At 72.6% G+C, this 14,287-nt stretch carries 15 protein-coding genes; 9 read left to right on the top strand and 6 right to left on the bottom strand.

Going from position 1 to position 14,287, the window contains the following annotated elements:
- Nucleotides 1-2: 2 nt before the first annotated feature.
- From VFV67_RS34660 to VFV67_RS34640, 5 genes are all read right to left on the bottom strand, one after another.
- Nucleotides 3-623: an adenosylcobinamide amidohydrolase gene (locus VFV67_RS34660; protein WP_326474950.1), complete on the bottom strand. Its 621-nt coding sequence runs from the start codon at nt 621-623 to the stop codon at nt 3-5.
- The gene (locus tag VFV67_RS34655) at nt 620-1,189 is read right to left on the bottom strand and encodes a GNAT family N-acetyltransferase (RefSeq protein ID WP_326474949.1); all 570 of its coding nucleotides are present in this window, start codon (nt 1,187-1,189) and stop codon (nt 620-622) included. Before VFV67_RS34655 ends, VFV67_RS34660 begins: the two co-directional genes overlap by 4 nt.
- A 4-nt stretch (nt 1,190-1,193) precedes the next feature.
- Complete coding sequence (locus tag VFV67_RS34650; protein ID WP_326474948.1) at nt 1,194-2,135, bottom strand: hydroxymethylglutaryl-CoA lyase; 942 nt, start codon at nt 2,133-2,135, stop codon at nt 1,194-1,196.
- Nucleotides 2,136-2,702, bottom strand: coding sequence for a PH domain-containing protein (locus VFV67_RS34645; RefSeq protein WP_326475014.1), 567 nt, complete (start codon nt 2,700-2,702; stop codon nt 2,136-2,138).
- Between the two features lie 80 nt (nt 2,703-2,782).
- A complete protein-coding gene (locus tag VFV67_RS34640; protein WP_326474947.1) occupies nt 2,783-3,583 on the bottom strand; it encodes a biotin--[acetyl-CoA-carboxylase] ligase in 801 nt (266 codons plus the stop codon).
- 75 nt (nt 3,584-3,658) lie between these two features.
- On the opposite strand from VFV67_RS34640, the gene VFV67_RS34635 reads away from it, so the two are divergent.
- The 4 genes from VFV67_RS34635 (at nt 3,659) to VFV67_RS34620 (ending at nt 7,907) form a co-directional block, all read left to right on the top strand.
- Entirely contained in the window at nt 3,659-5,296 is a 1,638-nt protein-coding gene (locus VFV67_RS34635) for an acyl-CoA carboxylase subunit beta (protein ID WP_326474946.1), read from the top strand.
- Nucleotides 5,297-5,417: 121 nt separating this feature from the next.
- Complete coding sequence (locus VFV67_RS34630) at nt 5,418-5,633, top strand: acyl-CoA carboxylase epsilon subunit (RefSeq protein ID WP_326474945.1); 216 nt, start codon at nt 5,418-5,420, stop codon at nt 5,631-5,633.
- A 19-nt stretch (nt 5,634-5,652) separates the two neighbouring features.
- Nucleotides 5,653-7,254 (top strand): DHA2 family efflux MFS transporter permease subunit, encoded by a 1,602-nt coding sequence (locus VFV67_RS34625; RefSeq protein ID WP_326474944.1) that lies wholly within the window; start codon nt 5,653-5,655, stop codon nt 7,252-7,254.
- Nucleotides 7,255-7,265: 11 nt separating this feature from the next.
- Nucleotides 7,266-7,907, top strand: coding sequence for a Maf family protein (locus VFV67_RS34620; RefSeq protein WP_326474943.1), 642 nt, complete (start codon nt 7,266-7,268; stop codon nt 7,905-7,907).
- On the opposite strand, the gene VFV67_RS34615 is transcribed toward VFV67_RS34620, so the two are convergent.
- Nucleotides 7,876-8,574 carry a hypothetical protein gene (locus VFV67_RS34615; RefSeq protein ID WP_326474942.1) on the bottom strand — a complete coding sequence of 233 codons (699 nt, stop codon included), beginning with the start codon at nt 8,572-8,574 and terminating at the stop codon, nt 7,876-7,878. The genes VFV67_RS34620 and VFV67_RS34615 overlap by 32 nt on opposite strands.
- A 102-nt stretch (nt 8,575-8,676) precedes the next feature.
- Between VFV67_RS34615 and VFV67_RS34610 the strand changes: the two genes are divergently transcribed.
- The 5 genes from VFV67_RS34610 to VFV67_RS34590 all read left to right on the top strand — a co-directional run bounded on the left by VFV67_RS34610 (nt 8,677) and on the right by VFV67_RS34590 (nt 13,461).
- A complete protein-coding gene (locus VFV67_RS34610) occupies nt 8,677-10,440 on the top strand; it encodes an acetyl/propionyl/methylcrotonyl-CoA carboxylase subunit alpha (protein WP_326474941.1) in 1,764 nt (587 codons plus the stop codon).
- Between the two features lie 69 nt (nt 10,441-10,509).
- Entirely contained in the window at nt 10,510-10,965 is a 456-nt protein-coding gene (locus VFV67_RS34605) for a DUF1707 domain-containing protein (protein WP_326474940.1), read from the top strand.
- 44 nt (nt 10,966-11,009) lie between these two features.
- On the top strand, nt 11,010-11,552 hold the full coding sequence (locus VFV67_RS34600; RefSeq protein ID WP_326474939.1) for a GNAT family N-acetyltransferase: 543 nt from the start codon (nt 11,010-11,012) through the stop codon (nt 11,550-11,552).
- Nucleotides 11,553-11,683: 131 nt separating this feature from the next.
- Nucleotides 11,684-12,037: a transcriptional regulator gene (locus VFV67_RS34595; RefSeq protein WP_326474938.1), complete on the top strand. Its 354-nt coding sequence runs from the start codon at nt 11,684-11,686 to the stop codon at nt 12,035-12,037.
- A complete protein-coding gene (locus tag VFV67_RS34590; protein WP_326474937.1) occupies nt 12,037-13,461 on the top strand; it encodes a PPE domain-containing protein in 1,425 nt (474 codons plus the stop codon). The genes VFV67_RS34595 and VFV67_RS34590 overlap by 1 nt, the downstream gene beginning before the upstream one ends.
- Nucleotides 13,462-14,287: the final 826 nt, after the last annotated feature.

Here is a 14,287-nt window from a genome sequence, read left to right as displayed (position 1 = left end):
TGTTAGGCGGACGCCCGCAGCCCCGCACGAATCGCCGCGTGCACCGCCCTGGCCAGTGCCGCGCCGACCGGGGAGCGCGGGCCGCCGAACGGCTCGGCCGGCCCGGCCGGCGGGCACAGCAGCACGGTCGCGTCGGTGGCCGTGCCCGTTCCCGCGATGCCGGCCTCGACCAGCGCCTGGGCCTTGGCCTCGGCCACCGTGGCGACCGCGTTCACCAGCGCCGCCTCGGCCAGCCGCACCGGCAGCCAGCACACCGCGTTGATCGTGCCAACCCGGCTCGGACATTCGACCGGGTCGCCGGCGGCGGCCCAGGTCGGGTGCCCGCCGATGCCCGTGGTCACCCAGGCCTGCACGCCGGAGTCGGTCTCGTGCACCACGTCCCGCACGTCCACCGCGGTCAGCAGGCCCACCCCGGCACCGGTCAGCCCGGCCGCTCCGGCCAGGCCGGCCAGGTGCACGTCGGGATCGAGCCGCCGGTAGCCGGCCGGCACGGTCGCGTTGACCACCCAGCTCCGCTCGCCAAGACCGCCGCCGAGCGGAGCCGACGAGATCGCCAGCCACGGCCGGGCACAGCGCCACACCAGCATCGGGCCGGGCGCAAGCTCCGCGGCCGGCGGCCTCACCGGATCTCCCGGCGGACCAGGGCCCGCCGGGTCCCGCGCCGCTGCACCATCCGGAACCCGGCGGCCAGGAACAGCGACAGCGTGCCGTGATACAGGTCGGCGGACGGCCGGCGCTCGCCCGCGGTGTCCACCGGATATCCCTCGACGAGCCGGGCGCCGCGAGCCGCCGCGAAGGCCACCGCCTCGTCCAGCAACAGCGCGGCGGTGCCGGACCGGCGCGCGGTGCGATGCACGAAGAAGCAGGTCACCGACCACACCCCGGTCAGGTCCTCGGCCGGGTCCACCGGTTTCGCCACCGGCGACCGGGCGAGTCTGCGGTAGACCGCGCGTGGCGCGACGGCCACCCAGCCGACCGCGGCGTCGCCGTCCATCGCCAGCAGTCCGACCGGCTCGTCCGCACCGGCCAGCGCGTGCAGCGCGGCCCGGTTCGGCTCGTGCAGCCCGGCCCGGAACTGCGGACCGGGCAACCGGAAGAACATGCACCAGCAGCCGCCGTCGGCGCCGTTGCGCCCGAACAGCGACTCCAGCGCCGGCCAGGTGCGCTCGGACAGCTCCACCACCCGCATCGGCTCAGCCCCGCAGCGCCCGGACCACGCGGGACGGGCTCGGCCGGCCGAGCCGCTGCGCCATCCACGCGCTGGTGTCGGCCAGCCGGTCCAGGTCGACGCCGGTGTGCACGCCGAGACCGTCCAGCAGCCACACCAGGTCCTCGGTGGCCAGGTTGCCGGTGGCCGACTCGGCGTACGGGCAGCCGCCGAGGCCGCCGGCCGAGGAGTCCACGGTGGTCACTCCCTGCCGCAGCGCCGCCAGCGTGTTGGCCAGCGCCTGGCCGTAGGTGTCGTGGAAGTGCACGGCCAGTGCGTCGATGTCGGTGCCGGCGGACCGGAACGCGCCGAGCAGCGCCTCGACCTGGCCGGCGGTGGCCACCCCGATGGTGTCGCCGAGGGAGAGCTGCGCGCAGCCCATGCCGAGCAGCCTGGTGCCGACCGCGACCACCTGCGCCGGGTCGACCGGGCCCTCCCACGGGTCGCCGAAGCACATCGACACGTAACCGCGCACGTCAAGGCCCTCGGCCCGGGCCCGGCTCACCACCGGGTCGAACATCGCGAACTGCTCGTCGAGCGTGCGGTTGAGGTTGCGGCCGGCGAACGTCTCGGTGGCGCTTGCGAAGATCGCGATGTGCCGCACCCCGGCGGCCAGCGCCCGGTCCAGCCCGCGCTCGTTGGGTACCAGGACCGGATAGCGCACGCCGGGCCGGCGGTCCAGCCCGGCGAGCAACTGCTCGGCGTCGGCGAGTTGCGGCACCCATTTCGGGTGCACGAAGCTGGTCGCCTCCAGCACGGTCAGACCACTGCCGGCCAGCCGGTCGAGGAACTCCAGCTTCACCTCGACCGGAACCGTGTTCGGCTCGTTCTGCAGGCCGTCGCGCGGCCCGACCTCCCAGATCGTGACCCGCTCAGGCAGGTTCGGCGCCGGGCTGCGCACCGGCAGGCCGAGCGCCCTGGCCGGCACCTACCGGCCGCGCGGGTCCGGCGGCGGGCCCTGCTGGGTGTAGGGCGCCGTCGCGCCGGACGCGCGGTAGTCGTCCAGCGGGTTGTCGTTGACCTCGCGGTAGATGTGCGAGTGCACCTTCTCCACGTTCGGGATGTCGTCGAACTCCAGCGGTTCCTGGGACGACGACTCGACGATCAGCGTGCCGCAGCCGACGATCCGGTCGATCAGGCCGTGCTCGAACCGCACGCTGCTGATCCGGGACATGGGGATGTCGATGCCGGTCCGCTTGATCACGCCCTCCCGGGCCATCACCCGGTCGGTGGTCACGATGAAGTGGGTGGTGCGCCAGCGCAGGAGCGGCGCCAGGAACAGCCAGGCGATCAGCGCAAGGCCGATGACCCCGATGGCGATCGACGAGACCGTGTTCCACGGACCGGAGGCGTCCTGGGCGAGGATGTAGAGCCAGATGCCCACACCCAGGATGACGATCAGGGCGAGGTACGGCAGCAGCAGCATCTTCCAGTGCGGATGCTTGTGGATGACGACCTGTTCGCCTTGGCTGAGCAGGTCCTCGGGGTAGGCCACGGTGTTCCTCCCGAACGTCACGACACCGTTCGTTGTCGCGGTAACCGTACCTGTCCGGGCGGGCCCGGGTGGGGTAACGGTCAGGGGGTTGCCCGGAGGTGCACCACATCGCCCGCGGACAGCGTCCGCCGGGTCCCGCCGTCGGTGTCGACCACCAGCTCACCACCGGCGTCGACGCCGGTCGCGGTGCCGGTCAGCTCCCCGTCCGGCAGCTCGACCCGCACCCGCCGGCCCAGCGTCCGGCAGGCCCGCCGGTACTCGTCGAGCAGTCCGGCGGCGGCCAGGTCGCCGTCCGCCGCCCGCCAGCGGGTCTCGTACTCCGCGAACGCTGCCAGCAGCGCGCCGGCCACCGCGGTGCGGTCCAGCCGGCCGGCTCCGGACTGTTCGAGCGAGGTCGCCGGGAGCCCGCCCGGACCGGGCGGAACCTCGGCCGGCAGCGCGGCCACGTTCAGGCCGATGCCGACCACCACGCCGCCGGGCACCGCCTCGGACAGCACGCCGGCGCACTTGCCGGCGCCGGCCAGCAGGTCGTTGGGCCACTTCAGCTCCGCGGCCACCCCGGCACCGGCGGCCGTGCGGACCAGCGCCAGCCCGGCGACCACGGCAAGGCCGCCCAGCCGCGCGGCCGGCACCGGGTCCGGACGCAGCAGCACCGACAGGTAGACGCCGGCCGGCGGGGACACCCACTCCCGGCCCCGGCGGCCGCGCCCCGCGGTCTGCCGTTCGGCGATCAGCACGGTCCGGTCCGCGGCGCCCGCCACCGCCGCCGCGGCCAGGTCGGCGTTGGTCGAACCGGTGCTCGGCACCACGTCCAGGGCGGCGTACGGCCCGGACGGCGCCACCAGCGATGCGCGCAGCGCGGTCGCGTCCACAACGGACACCGTATCGGGACCCCAGAGAGACGGTGAACACTCCTCCAGCGGCGCTGCGGCCACCCGCGATTAGGCTCCCCTTCCATGAGTAGTGCGACCCAGCCGGTGGGCCAGGTTCCCGATGCGGTCCCGGACATCCACACCACGGCCGGCAAGCTGGCCGACCTCTACCTGCGCAACGACGAGGCGGTGCACGCCGGGTCGGCGCGGGCGGTGGAGCGGCAGCACGCCAGGGGGAAGAAGACCGCTCGGGAGCGGATCGACATGCTGCTCGATCCCGGCTCGTTCGTCGAGCTCGACGAGCTGGCCCGGCACCGCTCGACGAACTTCGGCCAGGAGCAGAACCGCCCCTACGGCGACGGCGTGGTGACCGGCTACGGCACCATCGACGGCCGGCCGGTGTGCGTGTTCAGCCAGGACGTGACGGTCTTCGGCGGCAGCCTCGGTGAGGTGTACGGCGAGAAGATCGTCAAGGTGATGGACCTGGCGATCAAGACCGGCCGCCCGATCGTCGGGATCAACGAGGGCGGCGGCGCGCGGATCCAGGAGGGGGTGGTCTCGCTCGGCCTCTACGGGGAGATCTTCTTCCGTAACACCAGGGCCTCCGGGGTGATCCCGCAGATCTCGCTGATCATGGGGGCGAACGCGGGCGGGCACGTGTACTCGCCGGCGATCACCGACTTCGTGGTGATGGTCGACCAGACCTCGCACATGTTCATCACCGGCCCGGACGTGATCAAGACGGTGACCGGCGAGGACGTCGGGTTCGAGGAGCTGGGCGGGGCCCGCACGCACAACACCAAGTCCGGCAACGCGCACTACCTGGCCGCCGACGAGGAGGACGCGATCTCCTATGTCAAGGAGCTGCTGTCCTTCCTGCCGTCCAACAACATGTCCGACCCGCCGGTGTTCGAGGGGTTCACCGACAACGGCTCGGTCGCCGACTCGATCATCGACACCGACCGGGAGCTGGACACGCTGATCCCCGACTCGCCGAACCAGCCGTACGACATGCACGAGGTGATCACCCGGGTGATCGACGACGGCGAGTTCCTCGAGGTGCACCCGCTGTTCGCGCCGAACATCCTGGTCGGGTTCGGCCGGGTGGAGGGCCACAGCGTCGGGATCGTGGCCAACCAGCCAACCCAGTTCGCCGGCTGCCTGGACATCAACGCCGCCGAGAAGGCCGCCCGGTTCGTGCGCACCTGCGACGCGTTCAACGTCCCGGTGCTGACCTTCGTGGACGTGCCGGGCTTCCTGCCGGGCACCGACCAGGAGTGGAACGGCATCATCCGGCGCGGCGCCAAGCTGATCTACGCCTACGCCGAGGCCACCGTCCCCAAGGTCACCGTGATCACCCGCAAGGCCTACGGCGGCGCCTACGACGTGATGGGCTCCAAGCACCTCGGCGCGGACATGAACGTGGCGTGGCCGACCGCGCAGATCGCCGTGATGGGTGCGCAGGGCGCGGCCAACATCGTGCACCGCAAGCGGCTGGCCAAGGCGGCGGAGAACGGCGAGGACGTCGACGCGCTGCGGGCGCAGCTGCAGATGGAGTACGAGGACACGCTGTGCAACCCGTACATGGCGGCCGAGCGCGGCTACGTCGACTCGGTGATCCCGCCCTCCTACACCCGCGCCTACGTGGCCCGCGCACTGCGGCTGCTGCGGGACAAGCGGGAGACGCTGCCGCCGAAGAAGCACGGGAACATCCCGCTATGACCGTGAGCGCAGGCTCGGCCGCGGTGTCGGCTGGACCGAGGAGCAGCACAGCCGCGAGGAACGAGCGGCGAGCAGCGCACGAAGGAAGCCGACACCAGCAGCGGCCGACCCGGAGCGAACCATGAGCACAGATAAGCCGTACCTGCGGGTGGTGCGGGGTATGCCGGCCGACGACGAGTTGGCCGCGGTCGTCGCCGTGGTCGGTGCGCTGTCCTCGGCGGCACGCTCGGCCGAATCGTCGGCCGGCCGGCCGGTGTGGTCGGATCCGCGGACCATGGTTCGCCGTCCCATCGCACATGGGCCGGGAGCGTGGCGCGCGTCCGGTCTGCTGCCCTGACCGACCGCAAGGAGCATCCGTGAACCGCGGCGAGCGCAACCCGTGGCTGGCGTTCGCCGCGCTGTGCGTGTGCTTCTTCATGCTGATGCTCGACTCGACGATCGTGACGGTCGCGATCCCGTCGATGCTCACCGGGCTGTCCGCCAACCTCAACCAGATCATCTGGGTGAACAGCGTCTACCTGCTGGCCAACACGGTGCCGCTGCTGCTCACCGGCCGGCTCGGGGACCGGTTCGGCCCCAAGCGGGTGCTGCTGGCCGGGCTGGTGCTGTTCACCGCGGCCTCGCTGTGGTGCGGCCTGGCCCGCTCCCCCGGCGAGCTGATCGCGGCCCGGGCCGTGCAGGGGCTGGGTGCCGCTGCCATGGCGCCGCAGACCTTGGCGTTCATCAGCCGGCTGTTCCCGCCGGACCGGCGCCGGGCGCCGATCGCGGTCTGGGGCGCGGCGGCCGGCATCGCGATCATCACCGGGCCGGTGCTCGGCGGGTTACTGGTGCAGCACCTGGACTGGCGGTGGATCTTCCTGCTGAACGTGCCGGTCGGCCTGGTCAGCCTGGCGGTCGCCGTGGTGTTCCTGCCGGACTGGCTGCCGGGGTTGCGCAGCCGGTTCGACGTGCCGGGCGCGGTGCTCGGCTCGGCCGGGCTGTTCGCGGTGGTGTTCGGCGTGCAGAACGGCCAGCACTACCACTGGGGCCGGGTGGCCGGACCGGTCACCGTGCCGATGGTGATCGCGGTCGGCGTGGCGCTGCTGGTGGCGTTCGTGGTGTGGCAGCGCCGCACACCCGGCGAGCCGCTGCTGCCGCTGCGCATGTTCGCCGGACCGATCGGCAACGTGTTCGCCAACGCCAACCTGACCCACGCGGCGCTGGGCTTCGCCACCACCGGCATGTTCCTGCCGCTGGTGATCTACCTGCAGACCGTGCTCGGGCTGACCGCGCTGGAGTGCAGCCTGCTCACCCTGCCGATGGCGGTGGCCGCGGGGTTGGCCGCGGTGGCGGCCGGCCGGACCTGGACCCGGGTGCAGGCCCGGCACTTCGTGATGTTCGGCCTCGGCACGCTGGCCGCCGGCACGATCGGGCTGGCCTGGCAGGCGCAACCGGACACCGTGCCCGCGCTGCTTGTACCCGGTCTGGTGGTCGCCGGGCTGGGCATCGGCCTGGTGTACTCGCCGCTGACCAGCGCGGCCATGGCCTGGGTTCCAGGTGAGCTGGTCGGGGCGGCGTCCGGGGTGTTCAACACCGCCCGCCAGGTCGGCGGGGTGCTCGGCAGCGCGGCCAGTGGGGTGCTGCTGCAGGTGGGCATCGCGGTCGCGGTGCCGGACGCCGCGCGCGAGCACGCCGAGCGGCTGCCGTTCCAGTACCGCGACGAGTTCGTCGACGGGATCACCCGGGCGGCGAACACCGCCAGCCAGTTCTCCGGCACCGGCCCGCGGCTGCCGTCCGAACTGCCGCCTGCCGTGGTCGAACACGTCCGCACGGTCGCCACCGACGCCTTCCACCTCGGTTTCACCAACGCCGCCAAGGCGACCCTGGTGCTGCCGGTGGTGGTGCTGATCCTGGGCATGATCAGCGCCGCCGGGCTGCGCGAGCCCGCCCGGACCGGGACGCTGACCGCGCCCCGTTAGGCTCGCTCACCGTGCGTCTGGTGCTCGCCTCCGCCTCGCCCGCCCGGCTTTCCGTGCTCCGCGCGGCCGGGGTGGAGCCGGTCGTGCTGGTGTCCGGAGTGGACGAGGACGCGGTGGCCGCCGCGCTGACCGACCCCGGGCCGGAGGAGTTGGTGGCGGCGCTGGCGGAGGCCAAGGCGCGCGCCGTGCTGTCCCGGGTCGACCTGCCGGACGCGGTGGTGGTCGGCTGCGACTCGATGCTGCTGTTCGACGGCGCCGTGGTCGGCAAGCCGGGCACGGCCGAGGTCGCGCGCAAACGCTGGGCGGCGATGGCGGGCGGCACCGGGGTGCTGCTCACCGGGCACGCCGTACTGCGCCCGGACGGTTCCGCGGTGCGCGGGGCGAGCGGAACCGAACGCACCACCGTCCGGTTCGGACAGCCGACCGAGGCGGAGCTGGAGGCGTACCTGGCCAGTGGCGAGCCGCTGGCGGTGGCCGGCGGGTTCACCCTGGACCTGCTTGGCGGCTGGTTCGTCGACGGCGTGGACGGGGTCCCGTCCAGCGTGATCGGCATCAGCCTGCCGCTCACCCGGCGCCTGCTGGCCGAGGTCGGTGTGTCCGTGGTGGACCTGTGGGGACCGGCTACGGGCACTTCCCCAGCGCCGGCTGGTTGAGCTGCACGGCCGGATACCCCGGCAGCTTGTCCAGGCTCGGGTAGTTCCGCGTGGTGCACAGGGTGGCGTTGCCCTGCAGGTCGAACACCCGCACCCGGACCGGCTTGTCGGTGCACGGCTCGTCACCGCACACGTACTGGGCGGCCAGCACCTCCGGCGAGGAGTTGCCCGCCACTTCGGCCAGGGCCAGATACCCGGCGTCGGACACGAACAGCTGCCGGGACGCCCAGTTGCCGGACCGGCCGACGATCAGCTGGCCGAACACCCGGTCGTCCTTGTCCCGACCCCTGATCAGGCAGGCCGACCAGCCGCCGGACACGCACTGCAGTGAGTCCTGGGTCAGCAGCACGTCGTGGTCGGTGACCGTGGCCGGGATCACCTGGCCGTTCACCCCGCCGACGCGCAGCCGGCCGGACCGCGCGCCGTTGTCGGCCACCAGCTCGACGCTGGTGCCGCCGACCGTGGTGAAGGCCAGCACCTGGCACGGCTCGGCAAGGCAACCCCGCGCGTCGATCTCGTTGGGTGCGGCCTTTTCGCTGGTCGCGGCCCTGGCCGCGGCCTCGGCGGCCCGGTACCGGAGAACCCCCGCGGCGGCCACGGCACCGGCCGCGACCAGCATCGCCAACAGCACGGCCGCGATCAACGACCGCGGTACCCGACCGGCCATGTCACCGCCCTCCAGCGCGCGTGAGTTTGCTCTCGATACCGCTGCGGTCCCAGTCCGTAAACTCCCTCGGAGCGTGCCCGAGTCGGGAGCAAGGAGGAAGGCGTGCGCAAGGTACTCGTGGCGAACCGTGGGGAGATCGCCGTCCGGGTGATCCGCGCCTGCCGGGACGCCGGACTGGGCAGTGTAGTCGGGTACGCGGACCCGGACCGGGACGCGGTGTTCGCCCGGCTCGCCGACGAGGCGTTCGCGTTGGGCGGTGCGACCGCGGCCGAGACCTACCTGGCGATCGACAAGCTGATCGAGGTGGCGCGCCGGGCCGGGGCGGATGCGGTGCACCCGGGTTACGGGTTCCTGGCCGAGAACGCCGACTTCGCACAGGCCGTGATCGATGCCGGGTTGACCTGGATCGGACCGGATCCGCAGGCGATTCGGGACCTGGGCGACAAGGTGACCGCGCGGCACATCGCGACGCGGGCGGGGGCGCCGCTGGTGCCGGGCACGAAGGAGCCGGTGGCCGGCCCGGACGAGGTGGTGGCCTTCGCGTCCGAGCACGGTCTACCGGTGGCGATCAAGGCGGCGTTCGGTGGCGGTGGGCGCGGGTTGAAGGTGGCCCGCACGCTGGAGGAGATCCCGGAGCTGTTCGATTCGGCGGTGCGCGAGGCGGTGGCCGCGTTCGGCCGGGGCGAGTGCTTCGTGGAGCGGTATCTGGACAAGCCGCGGCATGTCGAGGCGCAGGTGCTTGCGGACAAGCACGGCAACGTGGTCGTGGTGGGCACCCGGGACTGCTCGCTGCAGCGCCGGCACCAGAAGCTGGTCGAGGAGGCGCCGGCGCCGTTCCTGACCTCGGAGCAGCGGGCGGCGATCCACTCGTCGGCCAAGGCGATCTGCCGGGAGGCCGGCTACTCCGGGGCCGGCACGGTGGAGTACCTGGTCGGCCAGGACGGCACGATCTCATTCCTTGAGGTCAACACCCGGCTGCAGGTCGAGCACCCGGTCTCCGAGGAGACCACCGGCGTCGATCTGGTGCGCGAGCAGTTCCGCATCGCCGCCGGCGAGAAGCTGCGCCTGGCCGAGGACCCCACCCCGCGCGGGCACTCGATCGAGTTCCGGATCAACGGTGAGGACGCCGGCCGCAACTTCCTGCCCGCGCCCGGCACCGTCACCCGGTTCGTCGCCCCGTCCGGCCCGGGCGTGCGGGTGGACGCCGGAGTCGAGTCCGGAGATGTGATCGGCGGGCAGTTCGACTCGCTGCTGGCCAAGGTGATCGTCACCGGCGAGACCCGCACCGAGGCGTTGGAGCGGTCCCGGCGGGCGCTGGACGAGATGATCGTCGAGGGCATGGCCACCGTGCTGCCGTTCCACCGCGCCATCGTTCGTGATCCCGCCTTCGTCGGCGACGAGCAGGGTTTCACGGTGCACACCCGATGGATCGAGACCGAGTTCGACAACACCATCGCGCCGTTCACCGACGCCGCCGAAGCTCCGGAGGCCGACCAGCGGCAGAGCATCGTCGTCGAGGTCGGCGGCCGGCGGCTGGAGGTGTCGCTGCCGGCCAACCTGGCCGCGGCCGGCGGTGCCGGCGGCGGTGAGCAGGCCGTGGCCAAGGCCGCGCCGCGCAAGCGCAGCGGCGGCAAGACCGCCGCGGCCTCCGGCGACGCGGTCACCGCGCCGATGCAGGGCACCATCGTCAAGATCGCCGTCGAGGACGGCCAGCAGGTCCAGGCCGGCGAACTGGTCGTGGTCCTCGAGGCCATGAAGATGGAGAACCCGGTCACCGCGCACAAGGCCGGCACCGTCACCGGCCTGGCGGTCGGTACCGGTGAGACGGTCACCCAGGGCAGCGTGCTCTGCGAGCTCAAGGACTGACCGAGTTGACCGGCTGAGACGCTTCTCAGATGGGACCTGCGACCCGTGCGGCGCACGTAGGATTCGACTGTGGAGAGCGACCCGTCGAACATCCGCATCGGCGACATCGAGCGCGAGGACGCCATTCGCAAGCTCGGTGAGCACATGAGCGATGGCCGGCTGGGCGTGGACGAGTACGGCGACCGCACGGCTCGGGTGGCGACCGCGAAGACCCGGGGTGAGCTGCTCGAACTGTTCGACGACCTGCCGGACCCGCGGCCGCACTTCGCCGCGGCGGTGGCGCCCCGGCGCGCTCCGGCGCCCGCCGGCCGGCCGGACAGCCGGGCGGTGGGCCAGCGGATCTGGGCCGCGATGGTGCCCCTGTCCGGGATCATCGCGCTGGTTCTGTTCCTGACCGTGTTCCGGTACTGGTACGTGTTCCTGATTCCGGCGGTGTTCGCGATCCTCGGCGGGGCCATCTTCGGCGAGGACTGGGCGCCCGACCGGCGCCGCCGGGGCCACGGCCGGCGCCGGCCGTGGGACTGACCGGCACGCCGAAAACTGTCGGTGCCCAGGGCTAACGTTGTTCCGTGGAACCGGTTGAGATCAATCTGGGGCTCTACTATCTGCGCGCGCTGCGGGCCGATGATCGCGTCGACGACCGTGCGGCGGTGGTGGAGGGCTTCGCCGATCCGGAGACCCGGCGGTGGGTGCCCGGCATCCAGATCGACGATCTTGCCGGCGCGGGTGTCTACATCGCGCGCCGGGCCAAGGAGTGGACGGCCGGCGAGCGGTGCTCGTGGGCGGTGGCCGATCCGACCACCGGCGAGTTGCTCGGTGAGGTCGGCCTGAAGGATCTCGACCTCGCCGCCGGCACGGCCGAGGCGTCCTGCTGGACCCATCCGGCCGGGCGGGGGCGCGGCACGGCGTCCCACGCACTGGGCGCCGCGTTGCGGTTCGGTTTCGGTGCACTCGGGCTGGAGCGCGTGCTGTACCGGCACTTCGAGTCCAACCTGGCCTCGGCGCGAGTGGCCGAGAAGTGCGGTTTTGAACGAACCGAGCAGGTCGAGCAAGCCGTCCGCGGGGACGGCGCCGAAGAGCGGATGGTGGTCCTGGTGGCCACCCGGTGTTGACCTACGGCTGACCGGAACCTGGACCGGAAACCGCACGTCCAGGAAATGTGGCCGAACGGTCGAATCCGAGCATCACAGACCGATACAGTGGACACACCACAGGTATCCACGAAACCGGATCGGAGGCCGGCGTGGTAGCAGACGGTAGCACCGGCAACCAGTTAGTGGTCGATCGCGCGGCCGTGCCCGCACTACGGGACGCCTTTGCCGATGCGCTCGCAAAGGTGAGCCGGCAGGTCGAACTGGCCAACGCCGACCTGCGTATCACACCGTGGGCCAATGATCCGGTCAGCGCCGATGCGACCGAGGCCTTCAACGCCCGTTCGGTGGGCTCCGGCGAGTCTGCGCTGCGCCAACTGGAGGCCTACCGGGGCCAGTTGGACAACGCCGTGGACGCGCTGGACCGCACCGCGGCCCAGTACCAACTGTCCGATGAGGACAGCAGCGTGACCGTGGGTAAGCAGGAGGAGGGGACGGGCGACTGATGGCCGAGCAGACCGCCGACGCCACCCGGTGGCAGGGCTTCACCCACCAGGAGCTGTACAAGCTGTTACACGAGGGCGCGGGTCCGGGCGCCTCGGCCGACGCCTCGCGCCGCTGGTCGGAGATCGCCGCCACGCTCACCGAGGTCGGCGAGGACCTGCAGTCCGCGATCGACCGGACCGGGGCCGGCTGGAACGGCCGGGCCGCCGGACAGGCCTATGACGCGCTCGCCGTGCTGGTCGACTGGGCACACCGCACCGCGGGCCAGGCCGGCGAGATGCGCGAGCTGGTCGATGTGCAGGCCGATGCGCTGGCCCGGGCCCGGGCCGACATGCCGGTGCCCGAGGACGTGCCGCCGACCGCGCCGGATCCGGCCACCGCGCCGGCCGTGCAGGTGATCGCCACGCAGACCGACCAGGAGCCGGTGGAGACCGCGGCGACGGCCGGGCAGCAGAAGGCGTTCGAGGTGATGACCAACTACCAGCGCAGCAGCCAGATCAACACGGACACGATGGCCGCGTTCAGCCCGCCGGCCGCGGTCGTGGTCGACACCGGCGAGCTGAACCGGCACCGCGGGTCGGGCGTCGTGCTCACCACCCCGGCCGCCGCGATCACCACCGGCCTCGCGCCCGGCGCGGGCGTCGGCCCGGCCGTGGTTCCGGCCGGCGCGGGCGGAAACCCGCACCGCGAGCCGCACTTCAACTGGGGCACGTCCGGCGCCGCCGCCGAAGCCACCCCGATGCGTCCCGGCCCGGGCACCTACACCGGCGCCGCCGGCCCCAACGCGCCGATGTTCGGACCCACCTTCGTCGGTGGTGGTGGCGGCCGGTTCAGCTCCGGCAGCGGCCGCACCGGTACCGGCACCAGCTACGGCACCGGCACCACCTACGGCACCGGCTCCGGCCACACGAACAGCTACGGCTCCGGCACCGGCTACGGTCCCGGCCCCGGCGGCGCCCACGGCCCGGGCTCCGGCCCCGGCGCCGTCCCCCCCGGCTCAGGCGCCGGCTCCGGCTCAGGCTCCGGCTCAGGCGCCCCCACCGGCCCACGCGCCGGCGCCCCCGTCCCCACCGCCGGCTCGAGCATCGGTGCCGGCTTCACCGGCCTGGGCGGCGGCATCACCGGGCCCGACATGCAGTCCGCCGCAGCAGGCCAAATGGCCGCGGCGGCTGGGACGCCGGCGGCGGCAACGCCAGGTGCCGCCGCCGGCCCCGGCCACCCCCAGGACAAGCCCATGCTCCGCCGCTTCGGCTCCGAGGTGATCGGCTCCGCCCCCTGGTTCGACGACACCCCCGACAACGAAGTCCGGGGCGCCACCCCCGGCCGCCGACACCGCACCACCGACGAGCGCGTCACCGAATCCGTCTCCATCGACGGCGAAGAACACAACCTCCCCCCCACCGTCATCGGCGACACCCCCCACTAACTCCCCCTTCCCCCGCCACACCTCACCCCCAGCCCCATCCCATAGCAAGCCGGCCACCCCACACCCGGACCGGCAACCCCACACGCAACCACCAACCCAACAACCGAACCACCGTCTCCAGCCACCGAGTTCCCAGTTTCGGGCACCCGAGAGGCCAGCCAAACTCGCACGCGAACCGCCGACCCCAGCACCCGAGTCGCCGACCCCAGCGCCCGAGCCACCAGCCGCAGCGCCCGAGTCACCGGCCGCAGCAGCCGAGCCCCGGCCGCACCAGCCGAACTCCCGACCAGAGAACCCGAGTCACCGGCCGCAGCAGCCGAGTCTCCGGCCGCAGCACCCGAACTCCCGACCAGAGAACCCGAGTCACCGACCCCAGTAGCCAGAGTTCTCGACTCCGGCATCCAAGTCACCGGCTCCAACACCCGACTCACAGCCAGCACCCGAACCGCCAACCCCAACACGCGAGCCGCCGGCCCAGCCGTGCGAGTCGCCGGTCAGGACACCCAAAACCACCAGCCCCCGCACCCGCGTTTCCGACTCCAGCGCCCCAACCACCGGCTCCAACACCCGAGCCGCCAACCCCAGTACGCGAGCCGCCGGCCCAACCGTGTCAGTCGCCGGCCAGAACACCCGAGCCGCCGGCCGCACCACGCGCGTTCTCGACTCCAGCAACCGAACCACCGGCTCCAACACCGAGTCACCGGCACGCAGATCCCGACTACCGTCCAGGGCGCCCAAACCGCCGGCTCCAGCACGCGAGTCACCGGCTCCAACACCCGAGCCGCCAACCCCAACACGCGAGCCGCCGGCCCAACCGTGCGAGTCG

This window comes from Actinophytocola sp. (genome assembly GCF_035762905.1).
Lineage (GTDB): Bacteria > Actinomycetota > Actinomycetes > Mycobacteriales > Pseudonocardiaceae > DASYTH01.
Note: the sequence above shows the minus strand (reverse complement) of the source record. Positions and strands in the feature narration are given on the sequence as shown.